This window comes from Pseudoroseicyclus sp. H15, assembly GCF_054353345.1.
In genome coordinates, this window is sequence record NZ_JBTHJE010000009.1 from 59,335 (window position 1) to 73,572 (window position 14,238).

Consider the following 14,238-nt stretch of genomic DNA (forward strand, 5'->3'; position numbering starts at 1 on the left):
GGAAGACTGGGCGCATCCGCGGCACGAAAGAGCGCGCGGAGGCAAGCGCCGAAAGCTGTCACCAGCCGCCAAAGCGCACCCGCACCCTCATGCACCACCAGCCTCATCCCATGGCCGCACGCATGCCGGTCACAGAGCTGGCGGGGGCGGCGCTGCCGCCCGGGAACACCAGCAGGATTTCCCCACCTTCGGCCCGCACTTCATCGACACGCTGATATGCCTCGGCCTGCTCAGCGATGAGGATTTCGCCCAGGCTGTAGGAGATCACCGAGAAGCTGTAGACACCGGGCGCAAAAGGCTGGCCGTTCTCGTCTACCCCCGCCCATTCGATCGGCTCGGCTGAAACAGGTATGGCGAGGCGCTGCACCTCGCGCCCCTCGGCATCCTTCACCACAAGCTCCACCGCGTCGGCCGCGAGCGCGGGGTTGGGGGCGAGCGTGATCGGTGCGCCATCAAACCAGGCGGGGGCCGATATGCGCACCTCCTCCCCCACCCAGCCGGCCATGTCTGCGAGCGACGTCAACGCTAGCTGGCTGGACATCGCGGTGAGCAGATCGTTCGTCAGCACCTGCTGCTCGACACCCGAGAAGGTGGCGAGCTGCATGGCGAAATCGTCGGCATCGACCGGATCGAGTGGGTCCTGGTTCTGCAGCTGAACGGTCAACATCGTCAGGAACGTGTTGAAATCCGAGGTGATGACGGCCTGGCCCTCTGACTGTGCGGCTGTGGCACGGGCCGGAGCGGCGGCGGAGTTCGGAGAGATATCCATTGGGTGCCTTTCTTCAAAGCCGCAGGTCCAGCCCTGCGGCGGGCTGACGACCGGTGTGCGATTCGGCAACGTCGCGACCGGGCGCTGCCGCTGGAGCATCGAAGGCCCCCTGCCCCTGCGCGCCTGAACCGGGCCCGTCGCCCTCGCCCGAGGCGAACTCGAGCGACACCTCCGCATAGCCAAGCTCCTGCATTTCGCGGGTGAGTTCGGCCGCATGGCGACGGAGCAGATCGGCGGTGTCCTGACGGTCGGCACTGATCTGCAGCACCATCGAGCCGTCATGGCTGTGCAAGACCATCCGCAGATGCCCCAGCTCCTCGGGTGAGAGACGAATTTCCACCCGCTCGCCGGGCGTCTGCGGCAGAGCGGCAGACATCTGAACGACGATCTCGCGGGCACCGGTCGGAGTGACCACAGCCGCTGCATTGGCACTGGCGGAAGCTGGTTGGCTGGGCCCGGCCAGGCCGATCTCCCCCATGGCAGGCAGCCCGGGCTCGCCTCGCGGCATAGGGCTGGGAGACAGCGGCGATTCGCCTGTAGCGGAGAGCGCCGCTGCGGCGGTCGAGGTGCCTGCAGGAGTATCGCTTGGGACAGGGGTTTGGCTGTTCTTCGCAGCATTCTCAACCGATTGACGAGGGGCGGCATCGACGCGGGGGGCGAGCACTTTCTCACTTTCGCCACGGCTGAGACGGCGTTCGTCTGACAGAACCGGAGATAGCTCCGCAGAAGGTTCGTTAGCCCCACCTGACGCCGTAGCGGCGGCCACCCCTACGCCTCGCGCGCCAAGGGCCAGCGGAGCAGGCAGCACTGGCGAGTTGGAAGGCAGGGCCTCATCGATTCTCAACACCGGGTGCGTAAGCGGCGTCTCTGTCGGTGGCACAGTGCTGGGCGCTGCTGTCTGTTGCCCAGCGGAAGCCATCATAGCCGAGGCAGCAGTGGCAATCGGTTGGAATGGTCGAGCTTCTCGCCACAATTCAACCGGTTGCGCCCTCGTGGTTTCGCCTAGTGGATTGCCCAACATCCGCAACGAGAGCGGGTCGTTCCGCCGATCGTCATCGACCGCCACCGGCAACTCTCCTGGCACGTCCGACGACGCCGCGAGAAGCACGCTCGCCAGCTCGCCCTTCAGGAGTGCGTCATCAGGCGCAAGCTGCCCTTGAACCGCGGTAGCTTCCTCTTGCCGGCCAAAACCGCCATCACCCTGCCAAACGAAGCGGCGCCCCGGCTCGACAAGCTTGTCCTTCAAGGTTTGCTCAGCACCCGCGATCAAAGCATCGACGTCCTCAAAGACCTCCCCCTCTGCCTCGCCCTCGCCAGAGCTCTCCGGCGCGGCTGGCGATACCTCGATCTCCTCCCCAGGCTCGCCCGCATAGATGCCAGCAAAGCGCTCGCCGGTCTCGGCCGGCTCCTCCGCCCCTTTTCGAGGGTCGGAAGAGCCGGGCCCCCTGGTCATCGCGGCCGGGCCTGTCTGTATGAAAGCGAACGTCATCGGCGCACCGGATTCGGAAAATCTCGCGCCGATCCTATCCACAATAGCCTTACCGGCTTTTTAACCGGGATCGGCGATCTTGGCGAAAATTCACCGCACGGAGCTTGCGATGCGAATCGATGCCATGCCCTTGCCGCCCGCCGTGCCAGCGGCCCCACCACCCACTGATGCGCTTCGTCACGCGGCCGAAGAGCTGGAGGCAACCTTCCTGTCGGAGATGCTCAAATCTGCCGGCCTCGGCGAGATGCCCTCCGACTTCGGCGGCGGTCCGGGGGAGGAGCATTTCGCCTCGTTCCTGCGGAACGAGCAGGCGCGCGCGATGGTGCAAGCAGGCGGCATCGGCCTTGCGGAACACCTGTTCCAGGCGCTGGCCGGGCGCGCCAATGGCTGAGCCGCTCGACATGCGATTCGATACGCTGCTGTCGGAAGAAAGGCAGTGCATACTGGCCGGCGACTTTGCCGCGCTGAGCGATATCGGCCTCCGCAAGGCCGCGCTCTTCGAGGAATTGCGCCACAGCGCCGATGCGGCGGCCTTGCGGCGTATCGGCACTCAGCTCAAGCGCAACCAGCGCCTCCTCGCCGCCGCCATCTCTGGCGTGCGCGAGGCCGAGCGTCGCGTCGGCCTGCTGCACCAGGCAGAGAGTGACTTCAGCACCTATTCCGAAAACGGCACTCGCAACGCCACCGGTCGTCGCCGGCCCGGGCTTGAGAAGCGGGCATAATGGCGCGGGTTGAGTCGAATTGGCGCTATTCCGGGGGCGCAGCTTAGGGCCGCGTTAAGCCCCGGCGAGGCATACAAACCACGCATCCAGTGGATGGCGCGTTTTGGCCCCAGGGGCCGATCCCGCAAACGTCAGAATGACCTTTTCGTCCCGCCGCCACACCGGCGGTGGATCGTGAACGCATGGCGCAAAAGCGCCAAACTTAGGGATTCTCTCATGTCGAGCATTCTGACGAACAACGGCGCCATGGTGGCGCTGCAGACTCTCAACAAGATCAACTCCGACCTCGGCAAGGTCCAGGGCGCCATCTCCACCGGCAAGGCCGTCGGCAATTCGAAAGACAATTCCGCCGTCTGGGCCATCTCGAAGGTCATGGAATCGGATGTGAAGGGCTTCAAGTCGATCTCCGACTCGCTCGCCCTCGGCCAGTCCACCGTCGCCGTTGCGCGCCAGGCTTCTGAAACGGTTGCCGATCTCCTGACCGAGATGAAGGGCAAGATCGTCGCCTCGCAGGAAGCGAACGTCGACCGTGGCAAGATCCAGGCCGACATCGCCGCCCTGTCCGATCAGGTGAATTCGGTGATCGGCGCGGCCCAGTTCAACGGCCTCAGCCTCGTCTCGGGCTCTGAAACAGTCGATGTGCTCTCGTCGCTCGACCGGTCTTCCGACGGCGCCGTCACCTCCTCGTCGATCTCCGTCAGCCGGCAGGACCTGACGACCGACGCGGGCGTCTACAATGCCAGCGGCACCGACCTGTCGGGCAACGCGACCGCCTCTGACACGGCCGTCGTGAACACCGGCATCACCGAAACGCTGCAGCTCGCCACCGCGCAATCCATCGGCGACACGCTTCGCCTGCAGATCGGCGATACCACTGTCTCCTACACCGCCGACACGACGGTGCTGGATGACGCGGCTGCCGGCCTGACCGCGGCGATCAACGCGGCTGGTATCGAAGGCATCTCTGCCACCGTCGCCACCGACACGATCACGCTGACATCGACCGTCGCCTTCGAGGACACAGCGCTGACGTTCAGCTCGACCGGCTCGACCACCGGCGCCTATGGCACCGATGCGGCGCTCGAAGCCCGTGCCGAAACGGTGACCTTCTCCGACACGGCCGGCGTGAACGAAGGCGACGGCTATCGCGTCACCATCGGCTCGACCGACTTCGACTATGTCGCCGGCCAGGGTGAGACGATGGAGGATGTTGCCCGCGGCCTGAAGATCGCCATCGACAGCGCGGCGCTCACCGACATTTCCACCAATGTCACGCAGGACGCCAACGGAGCCTGGCAGCTGCAGGTGGATAACGACGGCACCACGCTCGCCTTCGCGGCAGCTGGCCGGTCGGATGGTACCGCGACGGGCGGCCTTGCCGGGCTCGACAGCATCGATGTGTCGACCGATGAGGGCGCCGCCGCGGCGCTGGCCAACATCGAGACCTTCATCGACACGGCCATCGACGCCTCCGCTGCCTTCGGTTCTGTCGAAGGTCGCATCACCATCCAGTCGGAGTTCATCGGCAAGCTCAGCGACTCGCTGAAGTCCGGCATCGGCTCGATGGTCGACGCCAACATGGAAGAAACGTCGGCCCGTCTGCAGGCGCTGCAGGTGCAGCAGCAGCTCGGTGTCCAGTCTCTCTCCATCGCCAACCAGGCGCCGCAGTCGATCCTGTCGCTCTTCCGGTAAGGCATCGTGGCGGGGGGCCATGAGGCCCCCCGCTCTTCCTCCGAGAAGGTCGAAGCAAAAAGCTGCGAGAGGTTCAGGCCGTGAATGCCACTCAACAGGCTCAAAGAGCCTATGCGCCGGTGAATTCGCCCGTGATGACGGGCCGCGCCACCGAGCTGCAACTGTTTTCCCAAACCACCGCGCGGCTGAAAGCCGCGATGTCATCCGGCACCTTCGCCGAGATCGCCGAGGCGCTGTTCCAGAACCGCCGAGTATGGACTCACCTCGCCGCCGAGGTCGCCGACCCCGACAATTCCCTCCCCGCCACCTTGCGGGCGCAGATCTTCTATCTCGCGGAATTCACCGAGCATCACACTCGCATCGTCTTGAAGGGCGAGGCTGATGTCTCGGCACTTGTCGACATCAATACCGCCGTCATGCGCGGCCTTTCGGGCGGCGCCGCCAAAGCCAGCCAGACCGCCGCGGATGAAGCTGGGCTGGGCCAGGCCGGGGCGCGCCAATGACCGGCCTCGTGCTCAAGCTTGGTCCGAAGGAGCGGGTGCTCGTCAATGGTGCCGTCATCGAGAATGGCGACCGCCGCGCGCGGCTCGCGATCCTCACGCCGAAGGCCAACATTCTGCGCCTTCGCGACGCCATTCGCCCCGGCGAAGTCACCACGCCCGTCCGCCGGGTCTGCTACATTGCCCAGCTTGTCCTCTCAGGGGACGCCGATCCGGCAGAGGCGCATATCCAGCTGCTTCGCGGTATCGAGCAACTCAGCCAGGCCCTCACGGATGAAGACAGCCGCCGCCTGCTCTCTGACGCGACCGAGGCCATCAGCGGCGGCGATACCTATCGCGCACTCAAACGCCTGCGGGCCTTGTTGCCGCGAGAAGAGCGGCTGCTCGGTGCCATGCGGCCGCGCGATGCGGCCCCCGCGGTACCGGCAGGCCAGACATGACCTACCAGCCGGTTCTCCCCGCCAGCGGCTATCTCGGCTGGAGCTTTCTGCAGCGCACGCGCGAAACGCAGATGGAGGCCTATACCTCCTCCCCCGCCGTTCAGCGCGAAACCGAGTATTTTCGCGAGAAGATCGGCAGCGTGAAATCGGCGGAAGACCTGGTGAACGACCGGCGCCTTCTGTCGGTCGCGCTCGGCGCCTATGGGCTGGAGAGTGACATCGACCACAAGGCCTTCATCCGCAAAGTGCTGGAAGACGGCACCTTGAAGGACGATGCGCTGGCCAACCGCCTGGCCGACAAGACCTATCAGCGCTTCTCGCGCGCTTTCGGCTTCGCCGATCTGGGCGGCCTCACCGGCACGCCCGGCTTCGCCGACAAGATGATCGCCCGGTTCCAGGAACGGTCGTTCGAGATCGCCGTCGGCGAGCAAGACGATGCGCTGCGTCAGGCCATGAACCTTGAGCGCGGGCTGAAGGAGGTGATCTCGGGGTCCGAGGGAGAGAATGCGCGCTGGTTCGCGGTGATGGGCAACCCGCCGCTACGCAACGTGTTCGAGACGGCGCTTGGCTTTCCGCAGGGTTTCGGCGCCATCGACCTCGACCAGCAACTGGTCCAGTTCAAGGACAGGGCGGAAAGCGTATTCGGCACCTCCAAAGTGTCGGAGCTGGCCGAACCGGAGACGCGCGAGAAGATCATACGGGTCTTCCTTGCCCGCGATGAAATCAATGCCTTCAACCAGAGCTTCTCCAGCGCCAATGCCGCGCTGACCCTGCTGTCGAACGCCGCGTTGATCTATCGCTAGCCATCGGGCCCGCGAACCAGCCTAGCCGGCGGCGCAGCGGGGCGCCGCTACGACGCAGCGCCCTGCCCCTGCTTCGCCGCGGCCAAAGCTTGCCGCAGCGCACCGAAGTGCTTGGCCGTGTCGGGGCCCCTCCGCGAGAACACGTTCTCCAGCGGCCCGCGCACCGCAATGGCGGCGTCCACCTCCGGGTCGCTGCCTCTGGTGTAGAGTCCCGCCTGGATCATCAGCTCCGCCCGCTCATAAGCCCCCAGCCGCGCGCGCGCCTCGCCGATCAGCTGGTTCTCCCCCGGGCTCGCCGCCTCTGGCAGGGCCCGCGAGACGGAGCGCAGCACATCCACCGCAGGAAAGCGGCCCCGTTCTGCGATGGCGCGGTCGAGCACGACATGGCCGTCGAGCACGCCGCGCAGCATGTCGGCCACCGGCTCTTCCATATCAGAGCCGGCGACGAGCACCGAGTAGATCGCCGTGATATCCCCCTCGCCCTCCTCCCCCGGCCCCGCCCGCTCGCAGAGCGATGCGATGGCGCCACCGGTGGAGGGGGGAAAGCCGCGCAGCCCGGCCCCCTCACCCGCCGAGACGGCCAGCTCGCGATGTGCCTCGGCGAACCGGGTGACGCTGTCGAGCAGCAGCAGCACCTGCCGGCCCTCGGCGCGGAAATGCTCTGCCACCGCGGTGGCCGCCAGCGCGCAGCGGCGGCGCACCTGTGGCGCCCGGTCGGAGGTGGCGGCGACGACCACCGAACGGGCCATCCCCTCCTCCCCCAGCACGCTCTCGACGAAATGGCGGAGCTCGCGCCCGCGCTCGCCGACGAGGCCGATCACCACGACATCCGCCTCGACGCCCTGGGCGAGCCCGGCCAGCAGCGTCGACTTGCCCACGCCCGAGCCCGCGAACAGCCCGATGCGCTGGCCCCGCACCAGTGGCAGCAGCGTGTCGAACAGCGCGAACCCGGTGCCCATCCGCGCCCCCAGCTCGCGCCGGGCCGCTGGCGGCGGCGGGGCGGCGTTAAGCGAGCGCTCCGCCAGGCCGGGCAGCAGCGGGCGGCCATCGAGCGGGCGCCCGTCGGGGTCGATCACGCGGCCGACCCAGCTGTCATCGGGGGCGAAGGCGGGCGGGGGCAGCAGGCGCACCGGGGCGCCCACGCCGATGCCCTGCGCCGAGCCCTCGGCCAGCAGCAGCACCTCGCCGGCGGCCACGCGGATCACCTCGGCCGGCAGGGGCTGCCCCGCCCCGAAGATCTCCGCCCGGTCGCCCAGCCGCGCCACCTGCGCAAGGCCCGCGGCGACCAGCCGCTCGCCCGCGATCTCGCTGATCTGGCCGAGCGGCTGGGTGAGCCGCTGCCGCGAGACGGCCGCGGCCATGCGGGCGAAGAGCGGCGCCTCCAGGGCATCCGTCTGAGTATTCATCTTGGGTCTCCTCGCAAAAAGCCGGCTCGGCACAACCCGACCTTAAGGAATCACGCTTAATCAGCCGTTGAGCCTGATCGAGGGAGAAGCCCCGATGTTTGAAGACCTCACGATTTTCCGCATGGCCGATTCCATGGCCAGGCATGCGGCGGCCCGCACAGCGCTGGCCGCCCGCAATCTCGCCAATGCCGATACGCCCGGCTACCGCGCCCGCGAAATGCCCAGCTTCGCCGACATCACGGCGGGCGAGGGCACGCCCGGGCCGATGGCTCTGCGCGCCACACGCGCCGGCCATATCGCCAGCCCGGCGCCCACGGCACTCGCCCGGGCAGAGCTGGCCGGCGACCAGACCTCGCCCAACGGCAATTCCGTCTCTCTCGAACAAGAGATGGTACGCGCCAGCGAGGCAGAGCGCGAGCATGGCCGCGCGCTCGCGATCTACCGCCATTCCATGCAGGTGCTGCGCACCGCCATCGGCAGCTAGGGGGCGCCATGAGCGATTTCTCAAACAGCCTGGATGTCACCGCCTCGGCCATGCGCGCCCAGGCCATGCGCCTGCGCCTGGTGTCCGAAAACGTCGCCAATGCCGACACCCCCGGCTACCACCGCAAGACCACCTCGTTCCGCGCCGCCTATGAGGGCGGCCGCCCCACCGGCATGGTCGAGACGGGCCCCATCCGGCTCGATCAATCGCCCGTGGCGATGGAATACGACCCAGCCAATCCGCTCGCCGATGCCGAGGGCAATGTCGAAGGCTCCAACGTCAAGCTGCTGCTTGAGGTGGCCGACGCGCGCGAGGCCAGCCGGAGCTACGAGGCCAATCTGAAGATGTTCGAGCAGATCCGCTCGATGTCGAGCGAACTGATGAACCTGCTGCGCCGCCGCTAGCGCCGCGCAGCAACCACCCCCAGAGAAAGGAGCGCCCTGAATGGACCTCTCACTCGTCACCCGCCAATACGAGGCCGCCCGCGCGGCGGCCGAGCCTCAGCCCGGCGCCTCTCAGGGCGCGGCCTTCGATGCCGCCGCCGAGTTCGCGGCCACCCTGCAGCAGGGTGAGGCGACGGCCGTTGGCGCCATGACCGGCGATGCCGACCCGCATTCGCTGGTGCAGGCGCTCGCGCAGGCCGAGCTCGCAGTCGAAACCGCCGTGGCCGTGCGCAACAAGGTGGTCGAGGCCTATCAGGAAATCCTGCGGATGCCGGTCTGACACGCATGGACCCCGCGCTCTTCTACGACGTGCTCCGCGCCGGCCTGCGCATCGCCGTGCTGATCTCACTGCCGATCCTCACGGCGGCGCTGGCGGTCGGCCTCATCGTCGGCCTCTTCCAGGCCCTCACCTCGGTGCAGGAGATGACGCTGACCTTCGTGCCCAAGCTCGCCGCCATCGTCGCGGTCTTCTGGGTGAGCATGGGCTTCATGAGCGAGACGCTGCGCAGCCTCTGGGTGGAAACCCTCGTGCCGCTGATCGCCGCAAGTTGAGAAAGGCGCAAAGATGGACAATGCGATCTACGCCGGCCTCACCCGGCAGATGAGCCTGATGAACGAGATGCAGGCCGTCGCCAACAACATCGCCAATACCGCCACCACCGGCTTTCGGGCCGAGGGGATGTTGTTCTCCGAGTTCATCGCCCTCACCGGGCCGGGCGAGCCTTCGCTCTCGATGGGCCTCGGCAATGTGCGGCAAACCTCCGCCGCCCAGGGCGCGCTGGCGCAGACCGGCGGCGCCTTCGACCTCGCCATCGAGGGGCCCGGCTACTTCCTGGTCGGCACGCCGCAGGGCGAGCGGCTCACCCGGGCCGGGTCTTTCACCCCCAGCGCAAATGGCGATCTCGTCACGGCGGAAGGGTACAACGTGCTCGATGCCGGCGGGGCGCCCGTGTTCGTGCCGCAGGGCGCGGGGCCGGTCTCCATCGCCGCCGACGGCACACTGTCCGCGGGCGGCCAGCCCATCGGTCAGATCGGCCTTGTAAGCCCGGTCGACCCGCTGGGGATGACCCGCAGCGACGGCGTGCTCTTCGAGGCGCCGGGCGGCTGGCAGCCCGAGATTGAGGGCCGCATGGTGCAGGGCTTCGTCGAGCAATCCAACGTGAGCCCGCTCGTCGAGATCGCCCGGATGATCGAGGTCTCCCGCGCCTACGAACTGGGGCAAAGCCTGGCCGAGCGCGAGGATCAGCGCATCCGCAACGTCATCGAAAAAGTCAGAAGCTAGGAGAGAGCCATGCGCGCCCTTCAGATCGCCGCCGCCGGCATGGCGGCCCAGCAGACCCGGGTCGAGGTGATTTCCAACAACCTCGCCAACATGTCGACCACCGGCTACAAGCCGCGCCGCGCCGAATTCGCCGATCTGCATTACCAGCAGGTCGCCCGGCCCGGCACCATCTCTTCCGCCGATGGCACGGTGCTGCCCACCGGCGTTCAGCTCGGCCTCGGCGTGCGCGCCTCTGCCGTCAGCCAGATCATCAGCCAGGGCGTGCTCTCGGCCACCGGCGGCGATCTCGACGTCGCCATCGAGGGCGAGGGCTATCTGGAGGTCACGCTGCCCGACGGCCGCGCCGCCTTCACGCGCGACGGCGGGCTCAAGCTTTCTGGCGACGGGCAGATCGTCACCTCCGACGGCTTCCCCATCGCGCCCGACATCACGATCCCCGATGATGCGCGCTCGATCTCGATCAATGCCGATGGCGAGATCTACGCCTATTTCAACGACCGGGTTGAGGCGCAGTTCATCGGCCAGTTCAACCTCACCGGCTTCTCCAACCCCCGCGGGCTGGAGGCGATGGGCTCGAACCTCTTCCTCGAGACCGAGGCCTCGGGCGCACCGCTCGGCGGCAACCCGGGCGAGGATGGCCTGGGCGTGCTGCGCCAGGGCTATCTGGAAGACAGCACAGTCGATGCTGTGCGCGAGGTGACCGACCTGATCGAAGCGCAGCGCGGCTACGAGCTGAATTCCAAGGTCATCTCCTCGGCCGACCAGATGCTCGGCGCCACGGTGCAGGTCCGCTGATGCGCTGGCTCCTGCCTCTCCTCCTGTCTGCCTCTCCTGCTGCGGCCGACATCATGGTCGCCGCCCGCACTATCCCGGCGCAGACGCTGCTGGGGCCGGGCGATGCCCTGGCCGCCGAGGGCGACATGCCCGGCGTCGCGACCGAGCAGAGCCAGATCACCGGCATGGAAAGTCGCGTCGCCCTCTATGCCGGCCGCCCGATCCGCCTGGCCGATCTCGGCCCGCCCGCCATCGTCGACCGCAACCAGATCATCCCGCTCATCTACAACGCGGCCGGCCTGCGAATCGAAACCGAGGGCCGCGCGCTCGACCGCGCCGGCGTGGGCGAGAGCATCCGCATCATGAACACCGCCTCGCGCACCTCTGTCACCGCCCTGATTGGCGCCGATGGCGCGGCCTATGTCACCGCGCTGGAGTAACCCGATGACCCGCCTTGCAATCCTGCTTCTCCTCGTCCTCGCTGCCTGCGACCGCGTGCTGGAGGTCGGCCAGCCGCCGCCCCTCTCGCCCGTGGCGATGAGCGAGGAGCATCTGGCCATGATGTCCCCCGGCCTGCCGATCGAGACACAGCCCATCCTCGCCCCCGCCGAGCTCACCGCCGCCTCTCTCTGGACAGGCGAGCGCGGCTCGCTCTTGGGCGACCGGCGGGCAATGACGCGGGGCGATATCCTGACGGTGGTCATCGAGATCGACGACAGCGCCAGCATCTCCAACGCCTCGGGCCGCTCGCGCTCCAGCAGCCAGGATCTGGCGATCCCCGAATTCCTCGCCCTGCCGCAGATCATCGATCAGAACGGGCCGAACCTCGACCCGGCGGTGGGCCTGACCTCATCTTCCGCCTATTCGGGCGACGGCTCGGTCAGCCGCAACGAGCAGCTCACCCTGCGCATCGCTGCAACGGTGACAGAGGTGCTGCCCAACGGCGTGCTGCAAATCCAGGGCCGGCAGGAGGTGCGGGTGAACAACGAGCTGCGCGAATTGCTGGTCGACGGCTATGCCCGCCCGGCCGACATCACCCGCCAGAACGAGATCACCTACGACAAGATCGCCGCGGCCCGCATCTCATACGGCGGGCGGGGCCTCATCTCGGATGTGCAGCGCCCGCGCTGGGCCGACGAGATCAGCGAAGTGCTCCTGCCGTTCTGAGGTAACCCGATGAAGAAGCTCCTGCTCCCCCTTATCCTCGCGCTCATCGGCACCGGCGGCGGCGTGGCGGCCGCCATGTTCCTCTTCCCCGCTCACGCGGAAGAGGAGATGGCCATGGGCCCCTGTGGTGACATGAGCGGCGAGGCCGGTGCGGCCGCGCCGGACGAGCAGGTCGCGGAGGAGGAAGAAGTCGTGGCCGACGGCCCCGGCACCAATGAATACGCCAAGCTCAACAACCAATTCGTCGTGCCCGTGGTGCGCGGCGGCGGGGCAGATGCGATGATGCTGCTCTCGCTCTCCATCGAGGTGCCTGCAGGCCAGCAATCGGTGATCTTCACGCATGAGCCGCGGCTGCGCGACGTGTTCCTGCAGGTGCTGTTCGACCATTCGAATGTCGGCGGGTTCGACGGGAATTTCACCGCAGCCGCCAACATGCGCAACCTGCGCGACGCCCTGCGCGCCGCCGGCCGCGAGGTGCTGGGCGAGATGGTAATCGACGTGCTGGTCACTGACATCGTGCGCCAGCAGATCTGACGGGGCCGCGGGGCAACAGCGCCCCGAGGCCCCGGCCTTCAATAGCCCAGCGCGATGCCGTCCTTGCGCGGGTCGGACGCGCCCTCCAGAACGCCATCCTTCCCGATGGTGATCATCTGCGCCCCGCCCAGCGGCGACTCCGGCACCACCACCTCATGGCCCAGATCCACCAGCTCGGCCCGCACCGCCTCGCTGACGCCCCGCTCCACCTCGAGCTCACCACCGCTGGCAAAGCTGCGGGGCGCATCCAGCGCCTCCTGGGGCGACAGGCCGTAATCCACCATGTTGCTCAACAAATGGGCATGGCCCGCCGGCTGATATTGCCCGCCCATCACGCCGAAGCTCGCCGTCACCTCGCCGCCCTGCCGCAGCATGGCGGGGATGATCGTATGCATCGGCCGCTTGCCTGGCCCCGCCTCGTTGGGGTGGCCTTCCTCCAGTGTGAAGCCGGCGCCGCGGTTCTGGAACAGCAGGCCGAACTTGTCCGAGGCGATGCCCGAACCAAAACCGTGGAAGATCGAGTAGATCAGCGACACGGCCATCCGATCCCTGTCCACCACCGTCAGATAGACGGTCTCGCGGTGCACCGCCTCGGCCCCCGGCAAAGCGGGCGGCAGCACCGCATCGGGGCGGATCAGCGCCGCCAGCCGCTTCGCCGTCTCCGGCGCCAGCATATGTGCCAGACGGCTGGTGTGGTCAGGGTCGGCCAGCACGCGGTTGCGCGTGTCATAGGCCAGCTTGGTTGCCTCCGCCTCCAGATGCAGGCGGGCGGCGCCGAAGGGCTCCAGCGCGGCCAGGTCGAACTGCGCCAGGATGTTGGCCAGCAGGATCGCCGTCGCGCCCTGCCCGTTCGGCGGATGCTCCAGCAGCTCCACCCCATGATAGCCTCCCGCGATTGGGCTGCTCCAGCTCGCCTCGGTCGCCGCGAAATCCTCTTCGGTATGCGTCCCGCCCATCTGCCGCAGCGCCGCCACCATATCCGCCGCGACCTCGCCCTCGTAGAAGCCGGCGCGGCCATCGGCAGCGATGCAGCGCAGCACCTCGGCCTGGCCGGGGGCGCGGAAGATCTGCCGCTCGCGCAGGGGCGCGCAGCCATCGGAGTAGAAGTCGCGCGCGCGCCCCTGCAGCACCGCCGTCTCTTCGGCCAGATCGGCCGCCACGCGCGGCGCCACCGGCACGCCGGCCTCGGCGTAATACACCGCCGGCGACAGCGCCGCCGCCAGCCCGAGCCGCCCGAACCTCTCGGAGAGGCGGCAGAAGCCATCGACCGCGCCGGGGATCGTCACAGCCTCGGCCCCGTTCAGCGGCACCGTCTTGTGCCCCGCCGCCCGCATCGCCGCGGCATCCAGCCCTGCCGGCGACCGGCCCGAGGCATTGAGCGCCACCACCTCTTCGCCCGGCCGCGAAACTAGCGCGAACATATCGCCGCCGAGCCCGCACATCTGCGGCTCGCAGATGCCGAGCAGCACTGCCGTGGCGATGGCCGCATCGGCCGCATTGCCGCCTGCTTCCAGCATCTGCACGCCCACCTTGGCGGCCAGCGGATGCGAAGTGGCAACGATGCCGTTCTCGGCAAGAACGGGCGAGCGCCCGGGCAGGTGAAAATCGCGCATATGGCCCTCCGTCAGCGAAAGCTGAGCATGCGGGGCATCTGCGCCAGAGGGAAGGGGGGATGGTCCCGGCGCCCCGCAACTGGGTGGGGGCTGTTCGCGCGAGGCGCCGGGTGAGCTAAG

The 14,238-nt window shown here is 67.9% G+C and carries 19 protein-coding genes; 15 read left to right on the top strand and 4 right to left on the bottom strand.

All coding sequences use genetic code 11. The features are described 5' to 3' along the window. Positions 1-103: 103 nt before the first annotated feature. Together ACXN5S_RS19080 and ACXN5S_RS19085 are read right to left on the bottom strand one after the other, a co-directional pair. Positions 104-769 (bottom strand): flagellar hook capping FlgD N-terminal domain-containing protein, encoded by a 666-nt coding sequence (locus ACXN5S_RS19080; RefSeq protein ID WP_458607075.1) that lies wholly within the window; start codon positions 767-769, stop codon positions 104-106. A gap of 13 nt (positions 770-782) precedes the next feature. Further along, a complete protein-coding gene (locus tag ACXN5S_RS19085) occupies positions 783-2,300 on the bottom strand; it encodes a flagellar hook-length control protein FliK (protein WP_458607076.1) in 1,518 nt (505 codons plus the stop codon). A 67-nt stretch (positions 2,301-2,367) separates the two neighbouring features. Between ACXN5S_RS19085 and ACXN5S_RS19090 the strand changes: the two genes are divergently transcribed. From ACXN5S_RS19090 to ACXN5S_RS19115, 6 genes are all read left to right on the top strand, one after another. Next, positions 2,368-2,649, top strand: a complete 282-nt coding sequence (locus ACXN5S_RS19090) for a rod-binding protein (protein ID WP_458607077.1) — start codon at positions 2,368-2,370, stop codon at positions 2,647-2,649. 10 nt (positions 2,650-2,659) lie between these two features. Further along, the gene (locus tag ACXN5S_RS19095; protein ID WP_458607078.1) at positions 2,660-2,980 is read left to right on the top strand and encodes a hypothetical protein; all 321 of its coding nucleotides are present in this window, start codon (positions 2,660-2,662) and stop codon (positions 2,978-2,980) included. Positions 2,981-3,196: 216 nt separating this feature from the next. Continuing rightward, positions 3,197-4,672 (top strand): flagellin N-terminal helical domain-containing protein, encoded by a 1,476-nt coding sequence (locus tag ACXN5S_RS19100; RefSeq protein WP_458607079.1) that lies wholly within the window; start codon positions 3,197-3,199, stop codon positions 4,670-4,672. 80 nt (positions 4,673-4,752) lie between these two features. Continuing rightward, a complete protein-coding gene (gene flaF / locus ACXN5S_RS19105; RefSeq protein WP_458607080.1) occupies positions 4,753-5,175 on the top strand; it encodes a flagellar biosynthesis regulator FlaF in 423 nt (140 codons plus the stop codon). After that, positions 5,172-5,612: a flagellar biosynthesis repressor FlbT gene (flbT, locus tag ACXN5S_RS19110; RefSeq protein WP_458607081.1), complete on the top strand. Its 441-nt coding sequence runs from the start codon at positions 5,172-5,174 to the stop codon at positions 5,610-5,612. The genes flaF and flbT overlap by 4 nt, the downstream gene beginning before the upstream one ends. Further along, entirely contained in the window at positions 5,609-6,415 is an 807-nt protein-coding gene (locus ACXN5S_RS19115; protein WP_458607082.1) for a DUF1217 domain-containing protein, read from the top strand. Before flbT ends, ACXN5S_RS19115 begins: the two co-directional genes overlap by 4 nt. 47 nt (positions 6,416-6,462) lie before the next feature. Here the strand turns inward: ACXN5S_RS19115 and ACXN5S_RS19120 are convergent, their stop codons facing one another. Further along, positions 6,463-7,821, bottom strand: a complete 1,359-nt coding sequence (locus tag ACXN5S_RS19120; RefSeq protein ID WP_458607083.1) for a FliI/YscN family ATPase — start codon at positions 7,819-7,821, stop codon at positions 6,463-6,465. A gap of 94 nt (positions 7,822-7,915) precedes the next feature. Between ACXN5S_RS19120 and ACXN5S_RS19125 the strand changes: the two genes are divergently transcribed. The 9 genes from ACXN5S_RS19125 to ACXN5S_RS19165 are packed head-to-tail and all read left to right on the top strand — an operon-like array spanning position 7,916 to position 12,505. Beyond that, positions 7,916-8,305 (top strand): FlgB family protein, encoded by a 390-nt coding sequence (locus ACXN5S_RS19125; RefSeq protein WP_458607084.1) that lies wholly within the window; start codon positions 7,916-7,918, stop codon positions 8,303-8,305. A gap of 8 nt (positions 8,306-8,313) precedes the next feature. Then, on the top strand, positions 8,314-8,709 hold the full coding sequence (flgC, locus tag ACXN5S_RS19130; RefSeq protein WP_458607085.1) for a flagellar basal body rod protein FlgC: 396 nt from the start codon (positions 8,314-8,316) through the stop codon (positions 8,707-8,709). Positions 8,710-8,749: 40 nt separating this feature from the next. Beyond that, entirely contained in the window at positions 8,750-9,028 is a 279-nt protein-coding gene (fliE, locus tag ACXN5S_RS19135; RefSeq protein ID WP_458607086.1) for a flagellar hook-basal body complex protein FliE, read from the top strand. Between the two features lie 5 nt (positions 9,029-9,033). Beyond that, positions 9,034-9,300 carry a flagellar biosynthetic protein FliQ gene (locus ACXN5S_RS19140; protein ID WP_458607087.1) on the top strand — a complete coding sequence of 89 codons (267 nt, stop codon included), beginning with the start codon at positions 9,034-9,036 and terminating at the stop codon, positions 9,298-9,300. Between the two features lie 13 nt (positions 9,301-9,313). Then, positions 9,314-10,030, top strand: coding sequence for a flagellar hook-basal body complex protein (locus tag ACXN5S_RS19145; RefSeq protein WP_458607088.1), 717 nt, complete (start codon positions 9,314-9,316; stop codon positions 10,028-10,030). 9 nt (positions 10,031-10,039) lie between these two features. Beyond that, positions 10,040-10,825 carry a flagellar basal-body rod protein FlgG gene (gene flgG, locus ACXN5S_RS19150; protein WP_458607089.1) on the top strand — a complete coding sequence of 262 codons (786 nt, stop codon included), beginning with the start codon at positions 10,040-10,042 and terminating at the stop codon, positions 10,823-10,825. Further along, positions 10,825-11,244: a flagellar basal body P-ring formation chaperone FlgA gene (gene flgA, locus ACXN5S_RS19155; protein WP_458607090.1), complete on the top strand. Its 420-nt coding sequence runs from the start codon at positions 10,825-10,827 to the stop codon at positions 11,242-11,244. Before flgG ends, flgA begins: the two co-directional genes overlap by 1 nt. Before the next feature lie 4 nt (positions 11,245-11,248). Continuing rightward, the gene (gene flgH / locus ACXN5S_RS19160) at positions 11,249-11,971 is read left to right on the top strand and encodes a flagellar basal body L-ring protein FlgH (protein ID WP_458607091.1); all 723 of its coding nucleotides are present in this window, start codon (positions 11,249-11,251) and stop codon (positions 11,969-11,971) included. Between the two features lie 9 nt (positions 11,972-11,980). Further along, complete coding sequence (locus ACXN5S_RS19165; RefSeq protein WP_458607092.1) at positions 11,981-12,505, top strand: flagellar basal body-associated FliL family protein; 525 nt, start codon at positions 11,981-11,983, stop codon at positions 12,503-12,505. A 38-nt stretch (positions 12,506-12,543) separates the two neighbouring features. Here the strand turns inward: ACXN5S_RS19165 and ACXN5S_RS19170 are convergent, their stop codons facing one another. Next, positions 12,544-14,118 (bottom strand): gamma-glutamyltransferase family protein, encoded by a 1,575-nt coding sequence (locus ACXN5S_RS19170; protein WP_458607093.1) that lies wholly within the window; start codon positions 14,116-14,118, stop codon positions 12,544-12,546. Between the last annotated feature and the right edge of the window lie 120 nt (positions 14,119-14,238).

Excerpts from the sequence above, each read along its gene's own strand:
- ACXN5S_RS19080 (WP_458607075.1), bottom strand. The coding sequence starts at position 769 with ATGGATATCTCTCCGAACTCCGCCGCCGCTCCGGCCCGTGCCACAGCC.
- ACXN5S_RS19090 (WP_458607077.1), top strand. The coding sequence starts at position 2,368 with ATGCGAATCGATGCCATGCCCTTGCCGCCCGCCGTGCCAGCGGCCCCA.
- ACXN5S_RS19095 (WP_458607078.1), top strand. The coding sequence starts at position 2,660 with ATGCGATTCGATACGCTGCTGTCGGAAGAAAGGCAGTGCATACTGGCC.
- ACXN5S_RS19100 (WP_458607079.1), top strand. The coding sequence starts at position 3,197 with ATGTCGAGCATTCTGACGAACAACGGCGCCATGGTGGCGCTGCAGACT.
- flbT (WP_458607081.1), top strand. The coding sequence starts at position 5,172 with ATGACCGGCCTCGTGCTCAAGCTTGGTCCGAAGGAGCGGGTGCTCGTC.
- ACXN5S_RS19115 (WP_458607082.1), top strand. The coding sequence starts at position 5,609 with ATGACCTACCAGCCGGTTCTCCCCGCCAGCGGCTATCTCGGCTGGAGC.
- ACXN5S_RS19120 (WP_458607083.1), bottom strand. The coding sequence starts at position 7,821 with ATGAATACTCAGACGGATGCCCTGGAGGCGCCGCTCTTCGCCCGCATG.
- ACXN5S_RS19125 (WP_458607084.1), top strand. The coding sequence starts at position 7,916 with ATGTTTGAAGACCTCACGATTTTCCGCATGGCCGATTCCATGGCCAGG.
- flgC (WP_458607085.1), top strand. The coding sequence starts at position 8,314 with ATGAGCGATTTCTCAAACAGCCTGGATGTCACCGCCTCGGCCATGCGC.
- fliE (WP_458607086.1), top strand. The coding sequence starts at position 8,750 with ATGGACCTCTCACTCGTCACCCGCCAATACGAGGCCGCCCGCGCGGCG.
- ACXN5S_RS19140 (WP_458607087.1), top strand. The coding sequence starts at position 9,034 with ATGGACCCCGCGCTCTTCTACGACGTGCTCCGCGCCGGCCTGCGCATC.
- ACXN5S_RS19145 (WP_458607088.1), top strand. The coding sequence starts at position 9,314 with ATGGACAATGCGATCTACGCCGGCCTCACCCGGCAGATGAGCCTGATG.
- flgG (WP_458607089.1), top strand. The coding sequence starts at position 10,040 with ATGCGCGCCCTTCAGATCGCCGCCGCCGGCATGGCGGCCCAGCAGACC.
- flgA (WP_458607090.1), top strand. The coding sequence starts at position 10,825 with ATGCGCTGGCTCCTGCCTCTCCTCCTGTCTGCCTCTCCTGCTGCGGCC.
- flgH (WP_458607091.1), top strand. The coding sequence starts at position 11,249 with ATGACCCGCCTTGCAATCCTGCTTCTCCTCGTCCTCGCTGCCTGCGAC.
- ACXN5S_RS19165 (WP_458607092.1), top strand. The coding sequence starts at position 11,981 with ATGAAGAAGCTCCTGCTCCCCCTTATCCTCGCGCTCATCGGCACCGGC.
- ACXN5S_RS19170 (WP_458607093.1), bottom strand. The coding sequence starts at position 14,118 with ATGCGCGATTTTCACCTGCCCGGGCGCTCGCCCGTTCTTGCCGAGAAC.